The sequence below is a fragment of the Candidatus Tisiphia endosymbiont of Temnostethus pusillus genome (genome assembly GCF_964264675.1).
Lineage (GTDB): Bacteria > Pseudomonadota > Alphaproteobacteria > Rickettsiales > Rickettsiaceae > Tisiphia.
The window spans coordinates 1,768,424-1,792,512 of record NZ_OZ183472.1; the positions used below are offsets into that span (position 1 = coordinate 1,768,424).

Consider the following 24,089-nt stretch of genomic DNA (forward strand, 5'->3'; position numbering starts at 1 on the left):
CATGTATTTGATAGGTATCATTGGTGTTCAAAATAGCTAGCAACTCAAGAAAAGTTGATAAGGATTTATATAATAATTCTGCAGAGGATTTCATTCCAATTGCTTGTCATTATAATGAGAATACTTTGTTAACTAAGAATGGCGAACTACTCCAAACTATCCAAATAAATGGTATCAATGCAGAAAATATTAGCACTAAGTTATTCAATTTACGAGAAGTAGTGCGTAATGCGATTAAGAAAAATGTTCATAATAAAAATTTTGCATTTTGGATACATACTGTACGACGTAAGACAAACTTAGATGACCCAACTCCTTACAATAAATTGTTACCAGCTAATATTCACAATTTATGGCAACAAAAAAATTACTGGGATGATAAATTTGTTAATACCTTATATATCTCAATAATTTATGATTCTGCTAAAATTAAAGTTAAAGATATCAACTCTTTAATAACTTCTTTGTCTTTCGATAAACTTGTCAATTACCAAAATAACTATTTAGATAGTGTTTTTAAAATGCTAAATAGTACTGTTGACAAAATACTTTTGGATTTACAAGATTTTGGTGCAGTAAAGTTAGGAATAAGATTTGAAGGAGAAGAATCTTACTCTGATTTGATGTTTTTATATCGTAGAATAATTCATCTCAACGAAGAATATTGCTTAGTACCGATTGCAAATCTATCTAATGCTTTAGCCTCTAATCAATATGCAGTTGGTAACGATAAGATTGAAGTAATAAGTAGGCATGATAAAAAGTTTGCATCCATTATTTCAATAAAGGAATATCAAGAAGTATCATCAGCTGCACTTGATGGATTCCTACAATTACCTGTGGAATTAATAGCAACAGAAATATTTTACTTCGTTGATAAAAAAGAAGTATCTAAAACATTTGAACAACAGGCATATATTTTACAAGTTAGTAAGGATACTAAACTTGCTGAAATTACAGGAATAGATAAGATAATGAACCTTGATGCTTCAATCCCGAACCAATTTTGTAAACAACAAATTTCTATTGCTATTATAGGGTCAGATTTGGAGAAATTGGATCAATCAATTGCCCAAGCATCTAAGGAACTTGCTAAAATTGGTATTGTCCATGTGCGGGAAGATATAAACTTAGAGCAAACATTTTGGGCACAGCTCCCAGGGAACTTTTCCTATGTTAGGAGGCTTGCTCCCACAATTATAGAAAATACCGCCGCTTTGGCCTCATTACATAATTTCCCGACCGGAAACCAAAATAACATATGGGGTAAAGCGGTGACTTTGCTTAGAACAGAAAAAGGAACTCCTTACTTTATGAATTTTCATGCTAAAAGTAATAATAGAGGAAATACTTGTATTTTTGGCACAGCTAATACTGGTAAGACTGTACTAACAAATTTTTTAATTTCTGAAGCAACTAAATACAAGCCAACAATATTATATCTTTCCAATAATAATAATTCAAAGATTTTTGTTGAATCAATTGAAGGGCAGTGGTTTGAAAAGGAGAAGAACCTAATAAATCCATTTCTACTAGATGATACTCTAGAGTCAAGGAATTTCGTTATCGAATTTCTTAAGATAATTTGCAATCATTCTTTTTACCCTCTAACCAAAGCAGAATTAGCTTTTCTAGAAAACTTCGCTGATAAAATTTGGACTTTAGATAATAAAGAACGTAATTTTTCCTCCATTTTAAAAACAATGGACTTTTCTATAGAAGGTGGAGACTTAATTAAACTAAGGTTGACTGATTATACAAAAGGAGGATTATATGATGGTATATTTGATAGTGATAAATTCCCTTTATCTGAAGGCGGCATAATCGGATTTAATTTGTATCCTTTTTCTGGGAAGTCTTTTACTGAACGTTTTTATCCAACAGATAGAAAACTTCTAGAAGATTTTTCAATGAATTTGACTAAGCATAATAGTTTATGTGCAGGATTAATATATGCTTTTAATTATCACTTAACTATTATAGGGAAGAGTCCAAAAATATTAGCCATAGATAATCTAGATTCCTTGTATAGACCGGAAAATTTTGATAACATATCACAAATGATTTCTGATAGATTGCTGAGTAATAATGGAATAATGGTTAGTAATTTTAATTTTAGTTATCTACAGTCAACAAAAACAAAGGTACTACAGAATTGGTTGGATTTAATAGACACTAAAATAATTTTACCATCAGAAATAAAATCACAGTATTTAGAACAAATTTTAGGATTAAATGAATCAGAAATAAATAAATTATCGAAATTTACAATTGCTTCTAGAATGTTCTTAATAAATCAAAATAATCAATCTATTGCTTTGGAGTTAAGTATAGGAAGTTTAATTGGTATTATCAAGATTCTATCCTGTAGAACCGAGGAATTAAAAATATATCAAGAAATATTACAACAATATCCAGGACATCCTGATAATTGGATTAATCCTTTGTATATAGCATTAAATCATATTTAGTTGTAAGAGGAGTTTGGTGCTAAAAAAATATTATCTAGCATTTTTTTTGTTGATTTACTCTAGCAAGAGTTATTCTTCATTTTGGGATGGAGTTGCACAATGTCTAAGTGATCCTTGCAATTGCGGGTATAGTGAGATAAATGAAACATGGAATGGAAGTATAAAACGAACAATAAAGCCAAACCCTATATGCCCACCATGGAATAGGCGGGATGGACGTGATACAGATAATTGCTTGGTTCAATTTGACCCTCCTGAGAAATTTATTGGATTTTATCTTCAGCACTGTGCGGAACGTACACCAGAAAGCTCTTATTTTTCACCAAAGATTCGTATAAGAACTCAAAGTTGTAATGCAGTTGCATGCTGGAATCAATCCACTACTTTGAATTGGGATGGTGAATGCATAATATGGCCTGGGGCTTATGCCCTACCCTTACTCAGAATTTGTGCTAGGGTTGCTGTTCCTGCAGTTGCACCAACAGCCTTGAATAGTAAAGGAACGCCAGCAGACCCTGGTTATACACCTGGAAAACATTTGAATGATGTTGGCTTTACAGAAGATGATAAACCGATTATTGGGAGTGATGGAAAACCGATCGTTGGAGATGATGGAAAACCGTTTAATAGACCAAAGCTATGTGCATATAGTGATCCTGGCTTGGTAAACCTCGTCTCAGCTACCGGAGTTCACTTAGATCCGATGGACTGGAATCCAATAAGACAACCTCTTCATAAAACAGATGAGTTACACCCTTTTGCAAAAATTCTAAAGTTTTTAATAGACATTAAGTCTAGTATGAGTATATCAGTACTATTAGGTAAGTTATTAGACATGATTGCTTCTGACAATACACCAGGTCTTGATGTTATAAAAGAAATAGTTAAATGGATAGGATATATTTTTGAACAACAATGGATGTATGAGGTGGCAAAACAAATAGTAGAAGCACTTGGTGCACTAAATCGTTCTGTTGATGACTACCAATTTGGTTGCGTTGAATTACCATTAGGTCCTTTTCCACCACCATATTGCCCTAAATTAAAACAGTTCATTATTACTCCTACGACAAAGCTTGTATGCAGTAAAAAGAAAGGTAATTTATTTGTTCAATCTTCAAATGCACCATGTGTGGTGTCTAAATTAAGAAATAATTTTATTCATAATGTCGTACGTGTTAGTTTAGACAATCTTGTCCCTCTTTGTAGAAATAAAGAAAATCCACAAGAAACCGATAAATGTGTAGTAATAGATAATCTTGGTCCATTTTCTTCAGCCAAAGGAATTCATATTGCTACCGCTCAACTCGATGCAATAAAAAAATGTTCAGCTAGTGATAAAGAACGTTGTGTTAACACAAAAATTCCCTTTGAATGTACTATTGAGGATGGTTGCAAAGATGGCTTTAGGATAGTTTACGCACAAAAAGTAGGTGATCATTCTGCACCAAGTAGTTACTATGTTGATGATTTACCTGATTGTAATAGCAAAGAAGCAAATGGTAAGATTACTTGTCAAGAAATATGGGGCATAAATATTGGTGAGTTTATTGATGTTAGTCTTGCATTTCCTCCTATACAAGGTCAAGATACTACAAGTTTACTACCGCTCAAAAAAACCTTTAAGCTCAGAGATAATGTCAGTGACAGGACTTTTGTTGCTTCAATTACTAGGAATACTATATTGGATACTACCTTAAATCCTAATCTTCGTCGTGATCCAAAATCTATTTGTGTATCGGAAGGAGATAACTTGGTTGGTTGTGAAGACAGAGTAACAGATGGTTACCAAATTCTAACCTATCCGTGTGGAGGACTTCCTGGAGTTACTTGCAATAATAATAGCTATTATACCCCTCAATTTATTGCGTCAATACGAGTGTTAGACGATAAAGGGGATACTGTTGATTCAACTAGTACTGTTATTACACCATTATCGGTTACTCAGTCAATAGCAGGCGAGACAGAAGCAATAATAAATTTAGCAGGATTTAATTTTACTTCCTTCATGGCATATATTTCTAATACACCCCCCACTATATATACTGCTATGCCATTTTCTGGCAAAAAATCTATGAATCCTTTAACAATATATGGTAATTATAAAGACGACAAGATCCCCTATGATGCTAAGACAGGAATTCCTACTACAGATGCTGTATATTTAAAGGGTCTTGAATATATAAATGGTAAATATATTCAAGGTGCAACGCATGGTTGTTTACAATTAAAAGATATAGACAAATGTATTCCTGGAGTAAATAATACTAACTGTATACTAGCAAGACTACTTGAATCAGATACAGTTGATTGCTCAAAATTTAAGACAAAAAGTATGCAATACCTAGGTCTGCAAATCTGTCAGGATACTCATACTGGTTGTAACTCTACGGAGACTATAGACGATCTTAAGACAAAGGGTATTACGATTTATAAATGTGATAACTCTATGTATTGTTATAAAAATAATCGTAAGCCAAATGTTGAAGTATGTAAAGTGTCTGTAGATAGTAATAATAGAATCGATCCTTCCCCGTCACTAGGTCCTACAATAAACATTGATGGGCAGTATTATACTGCTAAGTTTAATGAGCAAGGTATTCTTGTCGATAAGGATGGTATTTCTCTTGACAAAACTGCTGCAATCCGAGATAAAACCCCACAAGAATTAGGTTTTTGCACTTCAGTTCTTGCCCCTAAATGTCAAGCAATTACCACCCCGACTAATGCCAGTGGTAACGCAACATGGTCTAGCACAGAAACAGATGATCCTAACACAAAAATAGGTGATTTGGCACTAGGTACTTGTAGGTCTGGTTGGGTATTAATTGATCCGAATAAACCACTACAACGTTATTGTCTATCAAATATCTATACTAAAACAGTGGCCTTTGAAGCCTTACCGGATGGTGTTGGATGTAAAGAGAATACTGGTCTTAATTTCAAATATACAAGTGATAAAAAAGATTTTCCTGTTAACAATAACTACGATACTTTAACTAAGGTTGGAACCTTTATACTTGGTGGACCATACCATTCTGCAGCCCATACTTACGATACATTGTATTGCGTAAATTATGAGTTTGATATACCAAATACTAACATGCTAAACTCTTTCACCATAGGTGGTACTGGCTCATATTATGATGATTACATAATGATTAAAGTTAATAATCAGCTTATTCATACTGGTCCTGATAACTTTAACTCTATGGAATGTAGAAATTACAATGCTGACCGTACTCACTGTGATGTTTACATTTCTAGAAATGGCAAATTTGTAAAAGCATCCGACAGAGGTAGAGCTAATAACCTAGAACTACTTAATCTTATGCCACATTTACAAAATGGTAAAAATAATATTAATACTTGTGTGGGAATAGTTGGTGGAGGAACTTTAAATGTTACTATTAAATATCAACTGAAATAACCTGAGTTTGATAAAGACATCAGGCTATCACCATTACTATTAGTCAATTTAGGAGGATTGGTTTAGTTGCAACGCAACTAGCTGTGAATAATTTAATTTGTGCTAGACATGTTGCTACAGCAGTTTCAGTTCGGAGGATATTTGACCCTAGACTTATTGATAAAGTATTAGGTCTTAATGAAAGCATTTGGAGTTCATTTTGTGAAAAACCACCTTCTGGACCAACAACAACTGAAAGATTTGCCGAAATATCTGATGAGTATATAGGCATGATTTTTAATAAAGTATTATTTTCATCTTCATTTTCATTGGCATATATTATAGAATTATCTAAAGTTTGTTCTAGGAAAAGACTAAGTGATACTACTGGCATAAGAATGCAGGGTATTAAACGCTCAGACTGCTCTGTAGATTCGATAATACATTTCATCAATCTTTGAGTATTAACAGTGCGAAATTGAGATCTTTCAGCGATTAGTGGAATAATTTTTGTTACCCCAAGCTGTACAGCCATATCTATGGCATCCAACATTCTATCACTTTTAATAATAGATATTCCTAAAGTAAGTTCAGGTTCAACTGTTGCTTTTCTTAAAATATTAGTAAGTCCAACATGTAAATTGTTTTTTGTAATACCAGTAATTTGCGCTATAAACTCACCATCTGTGCCGTTAAAAATTCTAAAATGATCGCCAACCTTTAGTCTTAATACTGTTTTAAGGTAGTGACTATGCTCTTTTGCAAGATTTAACGAATAATTTTCAATTAGTCTGATATTGGTATATATTCTGTGAAGACGAGCAGTTTTCATAATTTTAACTCTAATGGTTAACACCTAGACATTTTGACTTTTTCATGTACTTCAAAATATTATTTTAATAATTAAAATTATGTTTTGAGTAACAATATATTATTAAGGAAAAAACAACAATGAAAAAAAACTAACTCAAACAGAAGGAGATATATGTAGTATGAAAAGAAAATTCACAGAAATAGAAGATAACTTGTTTAAAACACTTCATAAAAAGGGTAATCCTTTAGTATTGTATAATATTTGGGATGTTGGTTCAGCACAGATTGTAGAGAAGTCCGGGGCAAAAGCATTAGCTACAAGTAGCTGGGCAGTAGCAAAATCTTATGGTTATGAAGATGGTGAGAAATTCCCACTTAAATTAGCCTTGCAAAATTTAAAGAATATTATTGAAAAAGTCAAAGTACCTGTGAGTTTTGATTTTGAATCAGGATTTGCATCGAAGTTAAGTGATTTAATAGAGAATGTTGAACACGTAATTAAAACAGGGGCAATTGGTATAAATTTTGAAGATCAAATTATTGGGAAAGAAAAGGCAAGATACTCTATAGAAGAACAATGTAAACGAATTAAAGCAATTAAAGAAGCTATAAAGGAGTTATTGCCTAATATGTTTATTAATGCTAGAACGGATATCTTTCTTCAAAAAGATACATCTGAGCATAATGAACAAGACTTAAAAGAAGCTATAGAACGAAGCAAAGCTTATGCAGAAGTTGGAGCTGATGGGTTTTTTGCACCAGGCTTAGCAAATTATAATTTTATAAAACAATTATGTGAATTTTCACCTATTCCTGTCAATATAATGGTGCAAGATATAACGACAGTAAAAAACCTTGTTGATTTAGGTGTATCTAGAATTAGTTACGGTCCTTTCCCATATATTGCAGTGATGCAAGAATTGGATAAATCTGCAACTGAAGTGTTAACATATATAGATACAAATAAAAAGACGTAATAGGAGAGGACTAGTATATATTATGGATAACAAAAAAGACACTACCATAAAAGATGAAAAAGAAAAGCCAAAGGAAATAGGTGGTTTTAAAGGTCAAGAACCCACTACCCACGGAGATTGGCAGCATAAAGGTAGAGTAACTGATTTTTAAAGAATTTATGCCAAGTTTTCATCAAGCCAAAATCCTACCATATAATGTACAAGAATTATTTCACTTAGTTCTTGATGTAAAGTCATATCCCGAATTCTTACCATGGTGTAGGGCGGCTAGAATCATCTCAGAGAGTGAGAATCAAATTATAGCTGAATTAGTAATTCAGTTAAAAGGTTTTTCAGACAATTATCAATCAAGAATTATATACTCAAATGATTTGAATAAGCAAAGATATTCCATTGAAGTAGAGGCAATCTCCGGACCATTTAAATATTTAAAAAATTTATGGCAATTTTCTCAAGAAGATACTGGTAGTAAAATAGAGTTCTTTATTGATTTTAAGATGAAATTTGCAATAGTTGACAAGTTAGTTAATATATTTTTTACTGATGCTACTGAAAAAATGGTTGATGCATTTGAAAAAAGGGCAGATACTATGTTAACTAAAATAAACTTAGCAAACTACTCTTGAAATAGGGATCAAAATGGTCTAAAAGGCTATTAGATACTATAGATTTCTGCCTTCGTGGGAATGACATCATGCGAATTCGGGATAAGAATTAACTAATTCTTATCCCGAATTGGGGTACATCGAGAGTGTATTTAGGGTTTACATAGAAAATTTATAAAACCAAGAGTTTAATTTATGTCCTCTTTGCAATATAAACGAGTCCTATTAAAAGTTTCTGGCGAAGCCTTAATGGGCAACAAACAATTTGGTCATGAGTACTCTATAATCTTAGGAATTGCTGAAGATATAAAGGAAGCAATTGATCTTGGAATAGAAGTATGTGTGGTCGTTGGCGGTGGCAATATTTATCGTGGCACTGATGTCTTATTTGGCATGGAAAGAGCTGCTGGTGATTATATTGGCATGCTTGGCACGGTAATAAACGCACTTACTCTACAAAATATTATGGAAAGTTTGGGTGTTCATACTAGAGTCCTTTCTGCAATCCCTATGATGAGCGTTTGTGAGCCTTATATACGTCGTAAAGCAAAAAAACATATAGAAAAAGGTAGAGTAGTAATTTTTGCCGGCGGTACTGGTAATCCATTTTGCACTACTGATAGTGCAGCTGTTTTAAGAGCAATTGAAATGAGCTGTGATTTATTACTAAAAGGTACTAAGGTTAATGGTGTATATAATGCAGATCCGACAAAGAACCTTAATGCAGTGAAATATTCTACTATAAGTTATACTAATCTTTTAAAAGATAATTTACAAGTTATGGATATTGCTGCTATTGCTGTGGCTAGAGAAAACAACTTGCCAATTAAGGTATTTTCTATTAAAGAGAAAGGTAATTTTGCAAAAGTACTGCAAGGAAAAGGTGAATATACAAAAATTCAAGAAGGTGAATAAAGTATGGATAAAGCAACTATACGTAAAGAATTACAATCAAAAATGGATAGTTCGATAAGAGTATTAGATCACGAACTCAAGGGACTCAGAACTAGTCGAGCTTCAGTTAACTTACTTGACCCTGTATTGGTTGAAGCATATGGCGATAAAGTACCATTGTCGCAAGTAGCAAGTCTCTCAACTCCAGATGCACGAACTATTACTGTACAAGTGTGGGATAAATCTATAGTAAAATTTGTAGAAAAAGCTATTATAGATACAAATTTGGGTCTAAACCCATCATCAGATGGACAGCTAATAAGAATCACAATACCGTTACTTACTGAAGAACGCCGCAAAGAACTTGTTAAATTTGCTCACAAATATGGAGAAAATACTAAAATTGCCTTGCGTAATATAAGAAGGGATGGTAATGAAGATTTAAAAAAGTTAGAAAAAAACAGTATCATAACTGAAGATGAACAACATAACCTATCAGAAGAAATCCAAAAATTAACTGATGAATATAGTAATAAAGTAGACTTACATGTTAAACAAAAAGAACAAGAAATACTGACTATTTAAGTCTAAAATAGGTGTCATTCCTCAAAGAGATGCCACCTAAATGACTTAGGTATATTTTTTCATAAAATAGCCATAAACTATTAGTGCAAACATATTTCATGCTATAATGACTATAATATTTAAGGTATATAATGATTACAAATGAAGAAGTACAAAAAATAGCAAAACTTGCTAGGTTTAATTTTACCCAAAAAGAGATAAGCAGTTTTGCCCATCAATTAACTGAGATGATGAATATGATCAACATTTTAAACGATGTAGACTGTAGTAACGTTGAACCACTTACTTCTGTTTGTGATATGCACCAAAGAATGCGAAAAGACCAAGTATTGTATGGTGACATTTCTGATGAATTATTTGCTAATGTGCCTAATGATAAGGCAGAACTTGCCAAAGAAGTAAAATGTTTTGTTGTCCCAAAAGTAGTAGAGTAAAATATGTCGGAAATTATAAAATTAACCATCACACAAGCCCTTAAAGCCTTAAAGAATAAAGAATTTTCGTGTGTTGAGCTGACTAAAGCACATATTAAAGAAATGGACAAACATAAAGAGTTAAATGCTTATATTACTGAAACTACAGATATTGCTTTAGAGCAATCTAAAATTGCTGATCAAAATTATCATAATGGAATAGCAAGATCCTTAGAAGGAATTCCTATTGCTGTAAAAGATCTTTTTTGTACAAAAGGAGTACTAACTACTGCCGCCTCAAAAATACTCAGCAACTTTGTACCAACATATGAATCTACTGTAAGTAAAAATGTTCAAGATCACGGTACAATAATGCTTGGTAAGGCTAATATGGATGAATTTGCCATGGGATCGGCTAATATTACTAGCTATTTTGGTAACGTTATTAGTCCTTGGAAAGCGATAGATGCACCTACAACCCCGGTAGTCCCTGGTGGGTCTTCTGGAGGCTCGTCAGCTGCTGTCAGTAGCTTTTTAGCTATGGCAGCTCTTGGAAGTGATACAGGAGGTTCTGTTCGCCAACCTGCCAGTTATACTGGGATTGTCGGATTCAAACCAACATATGGTCGTTGTTCTAGATATGGTATGATTGCTTTCGCCAGTTCGCTTGACCAAGCTGGAGTACTTACAAGAACTGTTGAAGACACTGCTTTAATGCTACAAGCCATGATTGGTTTTGATGAAAAGGATTCTACTTCTATAAACTCTGAAATACTAGAGCTAAGATCGGCATGTAATAGTAGTGCAAAAAACATGAAAATAGGTGTACCATTTGATATTATGAAACAAGATGGTATACAACCGGATATTATTAAGATGTGGCAGCATACTATTGATATTCTAAAAAACGATGGGGCAGAAATTATTGATATTTCATTACCCTATTCTAAATATGCTCTAGCTGCATATTACGTTATAGCACCTGCTGAAACCTCATCTAATTTATCTAGATATGATGGTATAAGATATGGAATCAGGGTAGGAAATGAGGGAATATCCATTGAGGAAATGTATGAAAAAACAAGAACTGCTGGCTTTGGTGCTGAAGTTAAAAGACGTATTATGATTGGTACTTATTTACTTTCATCTGCTTTTATGGATGCTTATTACTTAAAAGCCCAAAAAATAAGACGCTTGATTTCAGATGATTTCAAGAAAGCTTTTTCACAAGTTGAAGCAATAATTTTGCCATCTACACCATCCGAAGCTTTTAACTTAGGTGAGAAACAAGATAATCCTGTGACAATGTATTTAAACGATTTATTTACTATTCCAGCTAGTCTTGCCGGTCTTCCTTGTTGCTCTGTACCTGCTGCATTATCTTCTAGAGGTTTGCCTCTTGGCATGCAAGTAATAGGAAAAGCCCTTGATGAATATAATACTCTAAAGGTAGCAGCAGCAATTGAGCGTGGTTCAAGAGATATTAGTTTTGTATATTCTAATAAACGCTAAAGTTATCGGAGTTAATTTGATTATTAGAGCTTAAAATGTCCGGGTTACCGATCTTATCAATAAGTATTTTTTTGCCTTTAGTAAGTGCATTATATATTCTGCTATTTATCAACCAAAGTAGGTCAGTAAATAAGCAAGCCCAAAATAAACAAGTTTATGCGATGTATGTCGCAGTTTTAAGCTCTATCCTAACCCTAATATCTACTATTTATTTATTAGTTCAATTTGATAATACATCAAAACTTTATCAATTTGTAGAATGCTATAGTTGGATTCAATCTATAGGTCTTGAATTCCACATTGGAGTTGACGGAATTTCAATATTCTTTGTTGTTCTGACAAGCTTTTTAACCCTTATCTGTATTATAGCTAGCTTATTTACCGTCAAAAAATATATCAAAGAATTCTTATTTTGTTTTTTATTAATTGAGTCTTTTTGCATTGGGGCTTTCTGCTCAATGAATTTACTATTATTTTACTTGTTTTTTGAAGTAATATTAATCCCTATGTACATAATTATAGGAGTTTGGGGAGGTGAGAATAGAATTTATGCGGCTGTAAAGTTCTTCTTGTATACTTTCTTTGGTTCGGTATTTTTCTTATTGTCACTCATATATATTTACAGTCAAGTTCATAGCTTTAATATGCTTGAACTGAACGAATTATTACCTTCATTAGCGTTATCGGTGCAGAAAGTTTTGTGGTTGGCAATTTTTATAGCCTTTGCAGTAAAGGTGCCTATGCTACCATTCCACACATGGCTTCCTGATGCACACGTACAAGCCCCAACGGCTGGGTCTGTCATTTTGGCAGGTATCTTGTTAAAACTTGGAACATATGGTTTTTTACGTGTATCATTACCAATGTTTCCAAATATATCAAAAGAATTTGCATTTTATGTATTAGTGCTGAGTATTTTTGCTGTAATATATGGTTCACTAGTAGCACTGGCTCAAAGAGACATGAAAAAGATGATAGCTTATTCATCGATAGCTCATATGGGCTATGTGACTGGAGGGATTTTTAGCTTAACAGAAGCTGGGATTAAGGGAGCCGTATATCAAATGATTAGTCATGGTACTGTGGCATCTGCTTTGTTTTTGATAATTGGTACTTTGTACGATAGATTGCATACTAAGGAAATAGACAAATATGGTGGAGTGGCAAATAAAATGCCAATACTTGCCACCTTTTTCATGATTGCCATGCTTGGCTCTATAGGTTTACCAGGCACTAGCGGTTTTATAGGAGAATTTTTAAGTTTGGTAGGTATTTATCAAGCTAATGTAGTGATAGCTATGATAAGTGCTGTTGGTATTATTCTTGGGGCTGTTTACATGCTAAAACTTTACAAAGAAGTAATGTTAGGACAAATTACTAACGATCAGGTTGCAAGCTTTAAAGATCTATATCTTTATGAGATACTTGCAATTATGCCGCTTTGTGTAGCAATAATTTATTTAGGTTTGTTACCAAATACAATTATGAACATACTGGATTTATCAACTCATAAAATCTTATCACAAATACCTTGTGTTGTAAAATAATTACTTAAATTAACTTAATTATTATTATTTTAATGATTTAACAATTTTTTTAGATATTTATAAATTAATTTTATATTATTACTTGTAAGACTCAAATAACTATGCTAGGGTTTATTAAAATCTTTCTTAACTATAGAATTAATAGGTTATACAAATGTTAAAAGATAATTTAAATTCAGAAATTATTACTAACGAATTAAATGTTGAAACAGAAAAGATTGAAGAAACAGAAGAAGAAAGAGAAAACCGCTTAGATCGTGAAGAATCGGCTAGAAAATTAAAGGCAATTATATTTGTTGTTATCCCACTTTTGGTTGGGTTTCTAACGTTTACTTATTTCTTTCTTAATTCAATAGAGGAAAAAAGTAAGCTTTTGAAACAAGAGCAGTCAAATCAACAGTTAGATCAACAGACTGATCAAAATACTCCAACAAAAACCAAGTAAACCCTAAGTTCACATGCTTTGCTGAGTATAGAAGTATTATATCCTAGTTCAACATTCCATGTGGTGTAGGGGCGTCTCATAGTACCCTACATTTTTCTATAATCGTCATAGCAAGGCTCTTTAGATGCCGTGGCGATCTAGGTAAACAGCTAAGCTGTTTTTTTAGAGTAACGCTTCGCGTATCCTAGATTGCCGCGTTGCCGCTTTTTCGCGACTCCTCGCTAATAGACGATCAGTAGCCATTTTAATAGTGGTTATATAAAAAATGTAGGGTACTAATGGTCTATCATGGGATTATACTAAGTCATGAAACAGTGAGGTTTTAGTGTTATAAGTTTGTACCTAATTTCCAATATGTAATAAGAAAAAGAGGTTTATGCAACAAACAAATAAATTAATCTTTAATTACAAAAAAACATCTCATATACCATGCATATTTAATAATCAGTCATTTATTGTAATTCGGTCATTTAACAGGAGTAATGAGGACTATTTTGTAATAGTTAATATTAATACTCTAGAAGTTAAGATAGTCGCTCAGAACTTATGTGCTTACCGTAAGAGTGATCAAGATGGCAGATATTTCTCATTAAAGGAACTTGAATCTTCTGTATATTATAGATCATTGTATTATTTTAATAATATAAAAGATAGTAGAGAGAATCAAGGGCTCAAGAATATTCCAGGAGTCAAAGGATGTTTTTTATCCATAGATATGTGTCCATCAATAAAAAGGTTAGAACATAATTTATTTGATGCAATTTTAAAAACTGCTAAAAGAAGTCAAGAAATAAACCTATTAATAGCTGTAAGTGGTTTATGGATAGCAACACATCTAGAAGACTTTATGTGGTTACAAACTCTTCCAACCCAAAATATAAAAATCACGTGGGTTAATCATAGTTTTAGTCATATTTTCTACCCTGATAAAGATTTTACAGACAATTTTTTATTACTGCCAAATACTGATATAGGAAATGAAATATTACAAACCGAACACTTGCTAATTGAAATGGGCGAATTACCATCTCCATTTTTTAGATTTCCTGGGTTAGTAGCCAGTCAAGAAATATTAGATATATTAACTTCTTATGGGCTAATACAATTAGGTGCAAGTGCGTGGATACATAAGCTTCCTGAACATGAGACAGTTAAAGATGGTGATATAGTACTAATCCATGGAAATGGTAATGAAGATAGAGTATCCCTAGATAAATTGATTAAATTAGTTCAATCAGATCAGTTTTTATGGAAAAATTTACAAAAAGAACTAAGTTTGAGTAATACACTGCTCGTAAATGAAGAGTTGGTAGACGATAGTATAACTTCAAGAAGAGCTAGGCAGTAGCCAAAGTCGAGCGGCGTAGCGTACATGAGTAACGGAGCAGCTTCGATCTTTGGTCGCGGGAACGCCAATTCTTGAAGTTCTACCTGAGTATACTGCTATGATTTCAAGAGATAAAGCAGCTTACTAGAATACTCCCGTTTGATATATTTGAAAAAACTACTACTAGTCTTGAATGGCTCACCCTAGTGGATGATTTTAGAACCAAAAGTGACATAAGAATTGTTATAAACCAATCCATATCATACATTTGTATAGATGTATACTGCTCGTAAATGAAGAGTTGAAGGAAGAGAAGAAAGAAGCTAGAATATGATAATGGGAAATATTTTAACATCTGAACAAAGAACGGTACTGAAGTCAAGTCATGGTAATGAACGAGATAGGAGAGTATGTGACCGAATTAAGGCAGTTTTGCTGTATGATAAAGGTTGGAGCTATGGAGAAATAGCAGAAGCATTGCTGTTAAGTGAAGAAGCTATAAGAAAGCATGTAAGAGATTATCAAAAATTTAATAAATTAGAGACAGCTACCGGTGTTAGTGCAAGTAAGCTAAGTGAGCTAGAAGAGAAAGAGTTAATAGAGCATTTAGAAATATGTAATTATGTTTATGCCAAAGATATCAGCAATTACATAGAAGAAAAATACGGTGTTACCTATACAATAGCAGGAGTAACAAAACTATTAATCAGATTAGGCTTTGTATATAAGAAGCCAAAGATCGTACCCGGCAAGCTTGATATAGATAAGCAAGAACTATTTAAGCTAGAATATAGTTTGTTAAAAGGTACTCTCAAGGCTAAAGAAGCTATATATTTTATGGATAGCGTTCATCCTCAGTATCAAACAAAAGCCCGTTATGGTTGGATCAGAAAGAATCAAAATAAAACTTTACCAACATTTAGTGGCTGGAAAAGGAAGCATTTAATAGGAGCAATTAATTTATCTGATTTGCAATTAGTTAGCACAGATAATCCTAAAGTAAACGGTGATTATATAATCAATTTTCTACAAAAATTAGAAGCAGAAAATCCTAATAAAGAGAAGATATATTTGATTTGTGATAATGCTGGGTATCATAAGTCAAAGAAAGTAAAGGAGTATCTAGTAAATAGCAAAATAGAATTAGTATTTTCACCTCCCTATAGCCCTAATCTTAATCCGATTGAACGATTATGGAAATTTATGCATAGAATTGTAACAAATAATAAATTTTACCATAATTTTGCTCAATTCTCAGAAGCTATAGATAGATTTTTTGCTAATATTGATAAATACAAAGGTAATTTGCTTACTCTTATAACTGACCAATTTCAGACTATAACTTTTAATCATTTTGCCAACTCTTCAGGTTAATTGAGTATACCAGCTCTACCTTTGATTCGTCTATAAAAATCCTGCTAGTGCTGATTTACCTCTACCTAGGTTAAGAGCAGCCATCCTAAATGCCATACTGGCTTTATTTTTTACCTTCTTTGTTCTAGTATCAAATACTTTACCACCAGTAATTTTATTAGCAGGACTTAAACCAAGCCAAGATGTAAAATGTTTCTCTGTACTCCATTTGTCCATATCTAATCCCACTTCCGATACTATCGTTTGCACGCTTAATTCACTAAGACCTGGGATTTGGGTAAAATCTACTCCTGCGACATTATATAATGATTGTTGTAAATCGAACTTGGGGGAATTTTTGTTCTTGCGTTGCTTATTTGTTACATCACCATCACCACGTTTATCAAATTCTTTGTAGCATGATTCTATAGCTTCGTCACATTCTCTGATTTGTTTTAGGTAAAATTCATAAATCTCTAATTCTTGCTTTAATACTACAAGATGCTCTTTGCGATAATCTCCCTCGAGTGCTTTGATAATGGTTTTAACATCACTTTTTATACGATAGTCTCTAAATGCTGCTAATGTGTTTGCATCCCTCTCGCCCTCTATAATTGCTTTTATTATATTCATTCCTGTTACCCCTGTTATATCACTAATTACATGATGTAGCTGGATATTCATTTCATTAAGTGCTTTCTGCATACGATTTACATGGGTTGTAGCACTTTTTGTTAACCTGTCTCTTTGTCTAGTAAGAGCTCTTAATTCACATATTTGATCTTTTGGACGGAATGAACCTCTTAACAACCCATAGCTATGAAGTTGTTGTAACCACTGACAGTCAGCTACATCTGTTTTACGTCCAGGTACATTTTTTACATGCCTAGCATTCACTAATATAACTTCGAAGCCACTAGTCTCTAAAATCTGAAATACCGGTAACCAATATACCCCCGTTGATTCCATAGCTATCGTCTTTACCCCACATTTTTTTAACCAAACGACCATTTCTCTTAAATCACTGGTAAAAGCAGCAAATTTTTGCACATTCTTTGCATCCCTATCAACTGGTACGCAAACGTAATGCTCTTTCGACCCAATATCGATACCTGCTGTATCAGGATTAATTACAGATAATTTTTGTTTATTATCTTTATTTGTCATATAAATCTCCTCCTATAGTTAGACCGAGCTAATTTTAAGTTGGAGTATTAAATGAAAAAATTAATCTCCTAAACGAGGTCTCTTATGTATTATAAACACATAATGCCATCAATGATATTACCAATAGCTCCAAAACCATGCTTGTCAACGGGCTATTTATACCGCACCATTGAGACTGCCGGTTATAGCTCTTTAACCAACTCGGCTAACTGCAACTTTAACACAGAATGATTCCAAACACTATACCTTGAGGTTAATAGCTCATTACCCACAGTTTGTTTATGTTTTTACATAATGCTATTGCATTTTGTTTGGTGCTTGCCTTGCCTAAAAATAGCTCAAAATATAATTAATTAGTTATCTCCGACAGACTCCTAGCAGTTACTTCATCAAATGCAACTTGCATGTTTGCAAGCTGTACTTTAGTATTTTTTATTTGTAATGTATGCATAACAATTGTATCTCTTACTTCAGCTATCGCTTCAAAAGTATTACAACTAGTATATGCTTAGAGTCAAGTTTAATATCTATTCACGACTCCGACCAAAATTTAACTATAGGATAATGTCATATAAGTTTTTTAAATTTAAGATTGTGGTTTTTGCGTCTTTAGGGTGAGTTTTTGAATATAAAATAGACTAATGATTAAATTTTGACCGGTGTCGTGAATGGATACCAAGTTTAAGGAAGCACACGTTTTGTCACGGTTAAAGAAGTTTATAATCACTCCCTTCTTACTTTTCAAATACTTTTTCTTACGTTGAACTAAGGTAATTTAATAATTAAAAAACTGGATTATTAAATAAAAATGATATATTTGATTTATAAAGTTAATTGCTAAATGAAATTGAAGATATAAATTAATGAATACTCAGGATATAGTTTGCATAGCTCTTTTTGCTGCAATTACAGCTGCGTTAGGTATCATACCTGGTATCGTAATTTCTGTTATTGGTGTTCCTATAAGTGTACAATCTCTAGGAGCTATGCTTTCTGGCAGTATTTTAGGAGCTAAAAGAGGTGCTTTATCTCAAATTCTTTTTCTAGTAATAGTATCACTTGGTCTTCCAGTTCTTGCTGGTGGGTATGGAGGCTTAGGATCAATCTTAGGTCCGAGTGGTGGATTTCTTTTAGGATGGCCGATTGCAGCGTTTGTTATTGGTTTTTTATTTAAAAAAAATTGGTCTAATTTAACTAATATTAGTGCTTTTATATATATAATAATTGGAGGCATACTAATTATGTATATTATAGGTATTTTATGGCTTAATATAATTACTAATATTCCTATAAATCAAGCTCTTATTGGAAGCATGATATTCATCCCAGGAGATGTTATTAAAGCAATTATTGCTACTACTATAACAATGGTAGTAAAACGTTCTTACCCTATAATACAAGATTAAGTTTTTATTTTATAATTTTAATATTAGTGAAAGTAAAGCTATAAAGTCTATATGATAAAAATTGAAAATGTTAGTTACAGTGTTAATAATTATGACATTTTATCAAATATAAGTTTAATATTAGGTGAAAGAAAGATTGGTATAGTCGGAGCAAATGGTAGTGGAAAAAGTACATTTGCAAGACTTCTTAATGGCATTAAACTACCTACTACTGGACTTGTAACAATTGATGGTTTAGATACACGTAAATTTGGTAAAGAAATAAGACGTAAAGTTGGATTTGTATTTCAGAATCCAGACAATCAAATTGTTTTTCCAATAGTTGAAGAAGACCTTGCTTTTGGTTTAAAGAATCTTGGTTACAATAAAGATAAGATTGAGCAAAGTATAAATTCAATCTTATCCTTATATAATATACATAATTTGCGTAAATCTCCATCTCATCTTCTTAGTGGCGGACAAAAGCAATTATTAGCTATTGCCGGGGTATTAGTTATGAAACCTGATTACATAGTATTTGATGAGCCTACGACGCTTTTAGATTTAAGAAATAAAAAAAATATTTTCCAAGTAATAGAAGATTTAAAGCAAGTTGTTATTATGATTTCTCATGACCTTGAATTATTATCAAATTTTGATCGTGTAATTGTTTTTGATCAAGGGCGAATAGTTGGGGATGATCATCCTTCTATTACTATACCTTTATATAAAAATATGATGATATGAATTTAGATACTTATTATCAATATAACTCTCCTATCCATCGCTTATCCCCAAGGATTAAGCTATATTCTCTAGTCGTTTTTTCAAGCGGATTATTTTTAGTATCTAATTTATTTTTGCTTAGTATAAGCTTATTTTTTACATTTTTTTTATATTTTATAGCTAAAATACCACTACAAAAATTATTTATTCAATTACGCCAGATTATTATTATATTATTAATTATTCTACTTGTTCATATATTTACCAATAATTGGATAATAGGAGTACAAGTCATCATTCGATTCGCAACATTATTACTTTTCGCTTCATTGATAACACTTACAACACGTATATCTGAAATGATTGATAGCCTTAATGAAATTTTAATTTTATTATCTTATGTTGGGATTAATCATAAGAAAATAAGTCTATCCCTATCTCTTGCCATACGATTTATTCCTGTGATTGTTAGTATCTTTCAGGAAATAAGTGTAGCTCAGCGTACCCGTGGTTTAGAACGTAATTTTATTGCAACTATAATTCCTACAATTATAAAAATTCTAAAAACGGCAGAAAATATTGCTGAAGCTATTGAATCACGTTCTTGGTAATTAACTAATTATATTTATAGAATGAAGAAGAATATCATATATTTATATAATGATTTAGGAGTGTCTATCGAATCTATTAAGCACACTATGTATACACTAAAGCAAATTGTTTTACCCAACTATAAAATACATTTCATTAGTGCCTCAGAAATTATAGAAAACAAATGGTCAAATCAAGCTGCTCTATTAATAATACCCGGCGGGAGGGATATATATTATGCTAAACAACTTAATGGTAAAGGAAATAAAGCTATAAAAGATTATGTAGAAATTGGAGGTAATTATTTAGGTATTTGTGCCGGGGCGTATTACGGTTCAGGATTTGTAGAATTTGATAAAGATGGTTCTTTAGAAGTTTTAGGAGAAAGAGAATTAGCATTTTTTCCCAACAAAACTATCGGCCCTGTCCTTGCAAAATACAATTATGACGATAATAGTGGTGTACGTGCAGCATTAATTAAGTTAGCTATAGACGATAATTCTTTATCTAAAAAAATTATGATTTATTATAATGGAGGTTCTTATTTTGTAGATACTCAATTATATAAAAATATAAACACTCTTGCATACTATCAATTTCTAGACCAGTCAGTTTTACCAGCAGTTTTAAAAATCAAATATAATAAGGGAAATGTGATTTTATCTGCCGTACACTTTGAGTATTCTACAAAGTTATTAAATATGAATGATAAATTTCATGCTCAAATTGTATCTGAATTAGAACAAAGTGAATTTGATAAAATTAAATTCGCGGGTGTTATTTTTAAATATTTAGGGCTTAGTACACGACATAAGGTTCATTTGTAAATCGTGGTTTAGCAAAAGTCGTAAAACCTCAGATTTTGGACATTATTGCCATGAGCATAACAAAATTCTCAAAAGTAAAAAAATTATTATTAGCTCCAGTAATTTGTCTTTTTTGAATTATATGAATATTTTCTATACCAGTGATAGTATACTGCTTGTAAATGAAAAGTTGATAGACGATAGAATCAAAATCATGATAGTAGCAGGCATTACCAAATCGAGGTACTAGGCGTACACATATAGTCATATCTTTACCCACATCTTTTAAAAGTGGCATACTTATTAGGCTTTAAAAATACATTTTTGATATTTAAACCGGATATGTATAACCTATTTAAAAAGATGTGGGTAAAGATATGACATATTAGTACGTGAGCATGCGAATCCATGATATTTTCAAAAAACAATTCGTAGAAGCAAAAGAGTATAATAGCAGCAGAACGAAAACTTTTAAAACCAAGCATTGGTTTAGTTCATTTCTTGATAAACCGGTGATCTTGTTCGACTATATTATTCAGATATTTATTTTGCAAAATTTGAATCTGTTGGTCGTTTGGTACGTCTTTATTAATGCTGTTCAACGCTGAGATATTACTACCACTTTTATCAATTACTACTTTATCAGGACGACCATTATATTGAAATACTTTACGAAAAAATGCTTTGGCTGCTGCTTTATCTCGGTATTTACATAGTAAAAAGTCTATAGTAGCTCCTAATGAATCAACTGCTCTATAAAGGTATATCCCATTCACCATTTACTTTAATGTATGTTTCATCCATCCGCCAGCTATTACTAATAGGTTTCTTGTATTTTCTAACTTGCATGTCTATTAATTTTACAAACTTGATTACCCACCTTTGTAGAGTAGCATGCTCTATTTTCTCACCCCTGATAATTGCTTCATGTACACAATAACATAATTATTTTTGGTGAAGAACAAAATTCTTTAAAATATTTTAGCAACTCTGAAGCACCAAACAAAATGCTAAGCATTATGTAATAACATAAACAAACTGTTGGTAGTGAACTATGGTAAAAATAAAACCTTCTTTAAACCAGTTTGTTAAAGCAATATGAAATGGCATAGATATATCTTTTATTTAACCTACTTTTCTACCATTTAAAACAGATGCGAACCAGTAATTGCGTATAAGTTTATTGTATATTTGCCACTAAACTTAATATCTACGTTATTTTTTATAAGAAAATACTTTGCAAATTAAAAAATATACCTTACTTTATATAAAGTAAAATAAAGAGGTTTCTTAATTTTACCATTCATATATCAACAACCTTAAGATCAGTTGATTTATAATTTGTATGATTATAAATCAACCTAATTAAAAATAGATAATTTTATGAAAAATCAAGCAGGGCTACTCCAAGAGAAAAGCATAACACAAAATACTATGATTACATATAGTCAATCAGAAACTGTATTAAATTCTAGAACCAAACTTATAAATTATCATTATGACTTAATTCCTTCTACTCAACTTTTAGCTCGCGAGCAAGTTAACAATCTTATTCCTGTTCCTGATCAGTGGTACTTATATACATCAAATGGACAATCTGGTGGAATAGGACAGCACGATAGAAAATGGGAATCACCATATGGTCTTAATGTATATGCTACTTATTGCTTTTTTTTAAAACAAGAAGTTAGCACGATAGTTTTATATATACCCCCAATCGTAGGATTATCAGTTACTCAAGTTTTAGAAAGTTATGATATCAAATGCAGTTTAAAGTGGACAAATGATATCCTAATAAATCAAAAAAAAGTAAGCGGAATTTTAAGCGAATGCACAAATGAAGATAGAGGAGGCTTTGTATCTGTATTAACTGGTATAGGGATTAATGTAAATTCTGAGTACAAACATTTATCTAATATATTACAACCTGCTACTTCTATGAAAATAGAAACAGGAAGAAATTATGACTTAAAAGAAGTTATTTACAAACTGTCCAATATTTTTGAAACAAATATTAATTCTTTAATTATCAACAACTTTAAGATATTTAAAGTACCTATCGAACAACACTTAGAAAAATTTGATAATTTACCTATAATTTTTGATACCACATCTGACTCACCCGATCGGTATATTGTAGGATTTATAAAAGGTATAGGAAATGAAGGAGAATTATTACTAACTATTAAAAATACGGAAGAAGAAAAAAGTTTTTTTAATGGTAGAATTTTACGGGGCAAAGAAATAGAACAAGCTCTTTCAAATACATCCGTATTAGAAAAATTAATAAGTAAAATACACTTTGACACTATAGATTCAACACAGGTCTATGCTAAAAATCATCTTAATTTAATACAAAATGATTGGAAGGTAGTAGTTGCAGATTATCAAAACGAAGGTATAGGTCTTTCTGGTGATGGGATTTCTCCAAGAAAGCAAAGTATTTTAGCTACTTTTTTATTACCCCATCCAAATAAACTCAATGATTTACAATTAGACCAAATTGCGGCTTTAAGTGTATTAAATACACTTAAAGAATGTGGTGTAACTCAAGAAATAAAAATTAAGTGGCAAAATGATGTACAAGTGCAAGGAAAAAAAGTATCAGGAATTTTAACCGAAATTTTAGATTATAATAACCATAAAATATGTCTTATCGGAATAGGAATTAATATTAATCAGGATGAAGAATCTTTAAAGGAGGTAAATCAACCTATTACTTCTTTAAAAATAGCAGTTAATTCTGAGTCTAACCTTTCTGTAGAAGAAATATTTTTACTCTTAGAAAAAAACTTATATTTAAATATTACTACTGCTAGTCAATATGGATATGAATATAGTAAGGCTGATATAGAAAGTAATTTAGCATTTTTAAATACTGTAGTTAAAGTATTTGATGAAGATACAAAAACTAACTTAATAGGTAAATTAATTGGATTAGGCGATGTAGGAAGTTTATTGATTGATTCTGATTCAATTCATGAAGTAATTAATGGTAAAATAAGTATTGATTACAACGATTCAATATATATGTAGTCTAGTAATATAATCTGTAAAGGATTA

19 protein-coding genes and 3 pseudogenes are annotated in these 24,089 nt (G+C 31.8%); 18 read left to right on the top strand and 4 right to left on the bottom strand.

Annotated features, from left to right (window positions below; genetic code table 11):
- Window positions 1-32 precede the first annotated feature (32 nt).
- On the top strand, window positions 33-2,471 hold the full coding sequence (locus ACFEL2_RS08120) for a VirB4 family type IV secretion/conjugal transfer ATPase (RefSeq protein ID WP_341752335.1): 2,439 nt from the start codon (window positions 33-35) through the stop codon (window positions 2,469-2,471).
- A gap of 16 nt (window positions 2,472-2,487) precedes the next feature.
- On the top strand, window positions 2,488-5,901 hold the full coding sequence (locus ACFEL2_RS08125) for a hypothetical protein (RefSeq protein WP_375331956.1): 3,414 nt from the start codon (window positions 2,488-2,490) through the stop codon (window positions 5,899-5,901).
- A gap of 43 nt (window positions 5,902-5,944) precedes the next feature.
- On the opposite strand, the gene ACFEL2_RS08130 is transcribed toward ACFEL2_RS08125, so the two are convergent.
- Window positions 5,945-6,712, bottom strand: a complete 768-nt coding sequence (locus ACFEL2_RS08130; protein WP_341751547.1) for a 16S rRNA (uracil(1498)-N(3))-methyltransferase — start codon at window positions 6,710-6,712, stop codon at window positions 5,945-5,947.
- A 160-nt stretch (window positions 6,713-6,872) separates the two neighbouring features.
- Here ACFEL2_RS08130 and ACFEL2_RS08135 point away from each other — a divergent pair, with 160 nt between their 5' ends.
- The 11 genes and pseudogenes from ACFEL2_RS08135 to ACFEL2_RS08185 all read left to right on the top strand — a co-directional run bounded on the left by ACFEL2_RS08135 (window position 6,873) and on the right by ACFEL2_RS08185 (window position 16,372).
- Window positions 6,873-7,670, top strand: a complete 798-nt coding sequence (locus ACFEL2_RS08135) for an isocitrate lyase/phosphoenolpyruvate mutase family protein (protein ID WP_341751546.1) — start codon at window positions 6,873-6,875, stop codon at window positions 7,668-7,670.
- A gap of 19 nt (window positions 7,671-7,689) precedes the next feature.
- Window positions 7,690-7,821: pseudogene (locus ACFEL2_RS08140) on the top strand (DUF1674 domain-containing protein); the annotation flags it as partial.
- A gap of 7 nt (window positions 7,822-7,828) precedes the next feature.
- On the top strand, window positions 7,829-8,296 hold the full coding sequence (locus ACFEL2_RS08145) for a type II toxin-antitoxin system RatA family toxin (RefSeq protein WP_341751545.1): 468 nt from the start codon (window positions 7,829-7,831) through the stop codon (window positions 8,294-8,296).
- Window positions 8,297-8,470: 174 nt separating this feature from the next.
- Window positions 8,471-9,190: a UMP kinase gene (gene pyrH, locus ACFEL2_RS08150; protein WP_341751544.1), complete on the top strand. Its 720-nt coding sequence runs from the start codon at window positions 8,471-8,473 to the stop codon at window positions 9,188-9,190.
- 3 nt (window positions 9,191-9,193) lie between these two features.
- On the top strand, window positions 9,194-9,754 hold the full coding sequence (frr, locus tag ACFEL2_RS08155; protein ID WP_341747885.1) for a ribosome recycling factor: 561 nt from the start codon (window positions 9,194-9,196) through the stop codon (window positions 9,752-9,754).
- A 131-nt stretch (window positions 9,755-9,885) separates the two neighbouring features.
- Window positions 9,886-10,188, top strand: coding sequence for an Asp-tRNA(Asn)/Glu-tRNA(Gln) amidotransferase subunit GatC (gene gatC / locus ACFEL2_RS08160; protein ID WP_341751542.1), 303 nt, complete (start codon window positions 9,886-9,888; stop codon window positions 10,186-10,188).
- 3 nt (window positions 10,189-10,191) lie between these two features.
- On the top strand, window positions 10,192-11,679 hold the full coding sequence (gatA, locus tag ACFEL2_RS08165; RefSeq protein WP_341751541.1) for an Asp-tRNA(Asn)/Glu-tRNA(Gln) amidotransferase subunit GatA: 1,488 nt from the start codon (window positions 10,192-10,194) through the stop codon (window positions 11,677-11,679).
- A 35-nt stretch (window positions 11,680-11,714) separates the two neighbouring features.
- Window positions 11,715-13,226 carry an NADH-quinone oxidoreductase subunit M gene (locus tag ACFEL2_RS08170; RefSeq protein WP_341751540.1) on the top strand — a complete coding sequence of 504 codons (1,512 nt, stop codon included), beginning with the start codon at window positions 11,715-11,717 and terminating at the stop codon, window positions 13,224-13,226.
- Between the two features lie 154 nt (window positions 13,227-13,380).
- A complete protein-coding gene (locus ACFEL2_RS08175; RefSeq protein WP_341747889.1) occupies window positions 13,381-13,671 on the top strand; it encodes a hypothetical protein in 291 nt (96 codons plus the stop codon).
- A gap of 376 nt (window positions 13,672-14,047) precedes the next feature.
- Window positions 14,048-15,019 (top strand): hypothetical protein, encoded by a 972-nt coding sequence (locus tag ACFEL2_RS08180; protein WP_375331957.1) that lies wholly within the window; start codon window positions 14,048-14,050, stop codon window positions 15,017-15,019.
- A 315-nt stretch (window positions 15,020-15,334) separates the two neighbouring features.
- Window positions 15,335-16,372, top strand: a complete 1,038-nt coding sequence (locus ACFEL2_RS08185; protein WP_375331958.1) for an IS630 family transposase — start codon at window positions 15,335-15,337, stop codon at window positions 16,370-16,372.
- An 8-nt stretch (window positions 16,373-16,380) separates the two neighbouring features.
- Here ACFEL2_RS08185 and ACFEL2_RS08190 read toward each other — a convergent pair.
- Window positions 16,381-17,518: pseudogene (locus tag ACFEL2_RS08190) on the bottom strand (IS110 family transposase); the annotation flags it as partial.
- 863 nt (window positions 17,519-18,381) lie between these two features.
- On the opposite strand from ACFEL2_RS08190, the gene ACFEL2_RS08195 reads away from it, so the two are divergent.
- The 4 genes from ACFEL2_RS08195 to ACFEL2_RS08210 are packed head-to-tail and all read left to right on the top strand — an operon-like array spanning window position 18,382 to window position 21,047.
- The gene (locus ACFEL2_RS08195) at window positions 18,382-18,924 is read left to right on the top strand and encodes a biotin transporter BioY (protein WP_341751538.1); all 543 of its coding nucleotides are present in this window, start codon (window positions 18,382-18,384) and stop codon (window positions 18,922-18,924) included.
- A gap of 51 nt (window positions 18,925-18,975) precedes the next feature.
- On the top strand, window positions 18,976-19,650 hold the full coding sequence (locus tag ACFEL2_RS08200; RefSeq protein WP_375331959.1) for an energy-coupling factor ABC transporter ATP-binding protein: 675 nt from the start codon (window positions 18,976-18,978) through the stop codon (window positions 19,648-19,650).
- Window positions 19,647-20,240: an energy-coupling factor transporter transmembrane component T family protein gene (locus ACFEL2_RS08205; protein ID WP_341751537.1), complete on the top strand. Its 594-nt coding sequence runs from the start codon at window positions 19,647-19,649 to the stop codon at window positions 20,238-20,240. Before ACFEL2_RS08200 ends, ACFEL2_RS08205 begins: the two co-directional genes overlap by 4 nt.
- Window positions 20,241-20,261: 21 nt before the next feature.
- Complete coding sequence (locus tag ACFEL2_RS08210) at window positions 20,262-21,047, top strand: BPL-N domain-containing protein (RefSeq protein ID WP_341751536.1); 786 nt, start codon at window positions 20,262-20,264, stop codon at window positions 21,045-21,047.
- A 28-nt stretch (window positions 21,048-21,075) separates the two neighbouring features.
- On the opposite strand, the gene ACFEL2_RS08215 is transcribed toward ACFEL2_RS08210, so the two are convergent.
- Together ACFEL2_RS08215 and ACFEL2_RS08220 are read right to left on the bottom strand one after the other, a co-directional pair.
- On the bottom strand, window positions 21,076-21,324 hold the full coding sequence (locus tag ACFEL2_RS08215) for a hypothetical protein (protein ID WP_341751535.1): 249 nt from the start codon (window positions 21,322-21,324) through the stop codon (window positions 21,076-21,078).
- A 199-nt stretch (window positions 21,325-21,523) separates the two neighbouring features.
- Window positions 21,524-22,044 (bottom strand): annotated as a pseudogene (locus ACFEL2_RS08220) (IS6 family transposase); the annotation flags it as partial.
- Window positions 22,045-22,409: 365 nt separating this feature from the next.
- On the opposite strand from ACFEL2_RS08220, the gene ACFEL2_RS08225 reads away from it, so the two are divergent.
- Window positions 22,410-24,062 carry a biotin--[acetyl-CoA-carboxylase] ligase gene (locus ACFEL2_RS08225; RefSeq protein ID WP_375331960.1) on the top strand — a complete coding sequence of 551 codons (1,653 nt, stop codon included), beginning with the start codon at window positions 22,410-22,412 and terminating at the stop codon, window positions 24,060-24,062.
- Window positions 24,063-24,089: the final 27 nt, after the last annotated feature.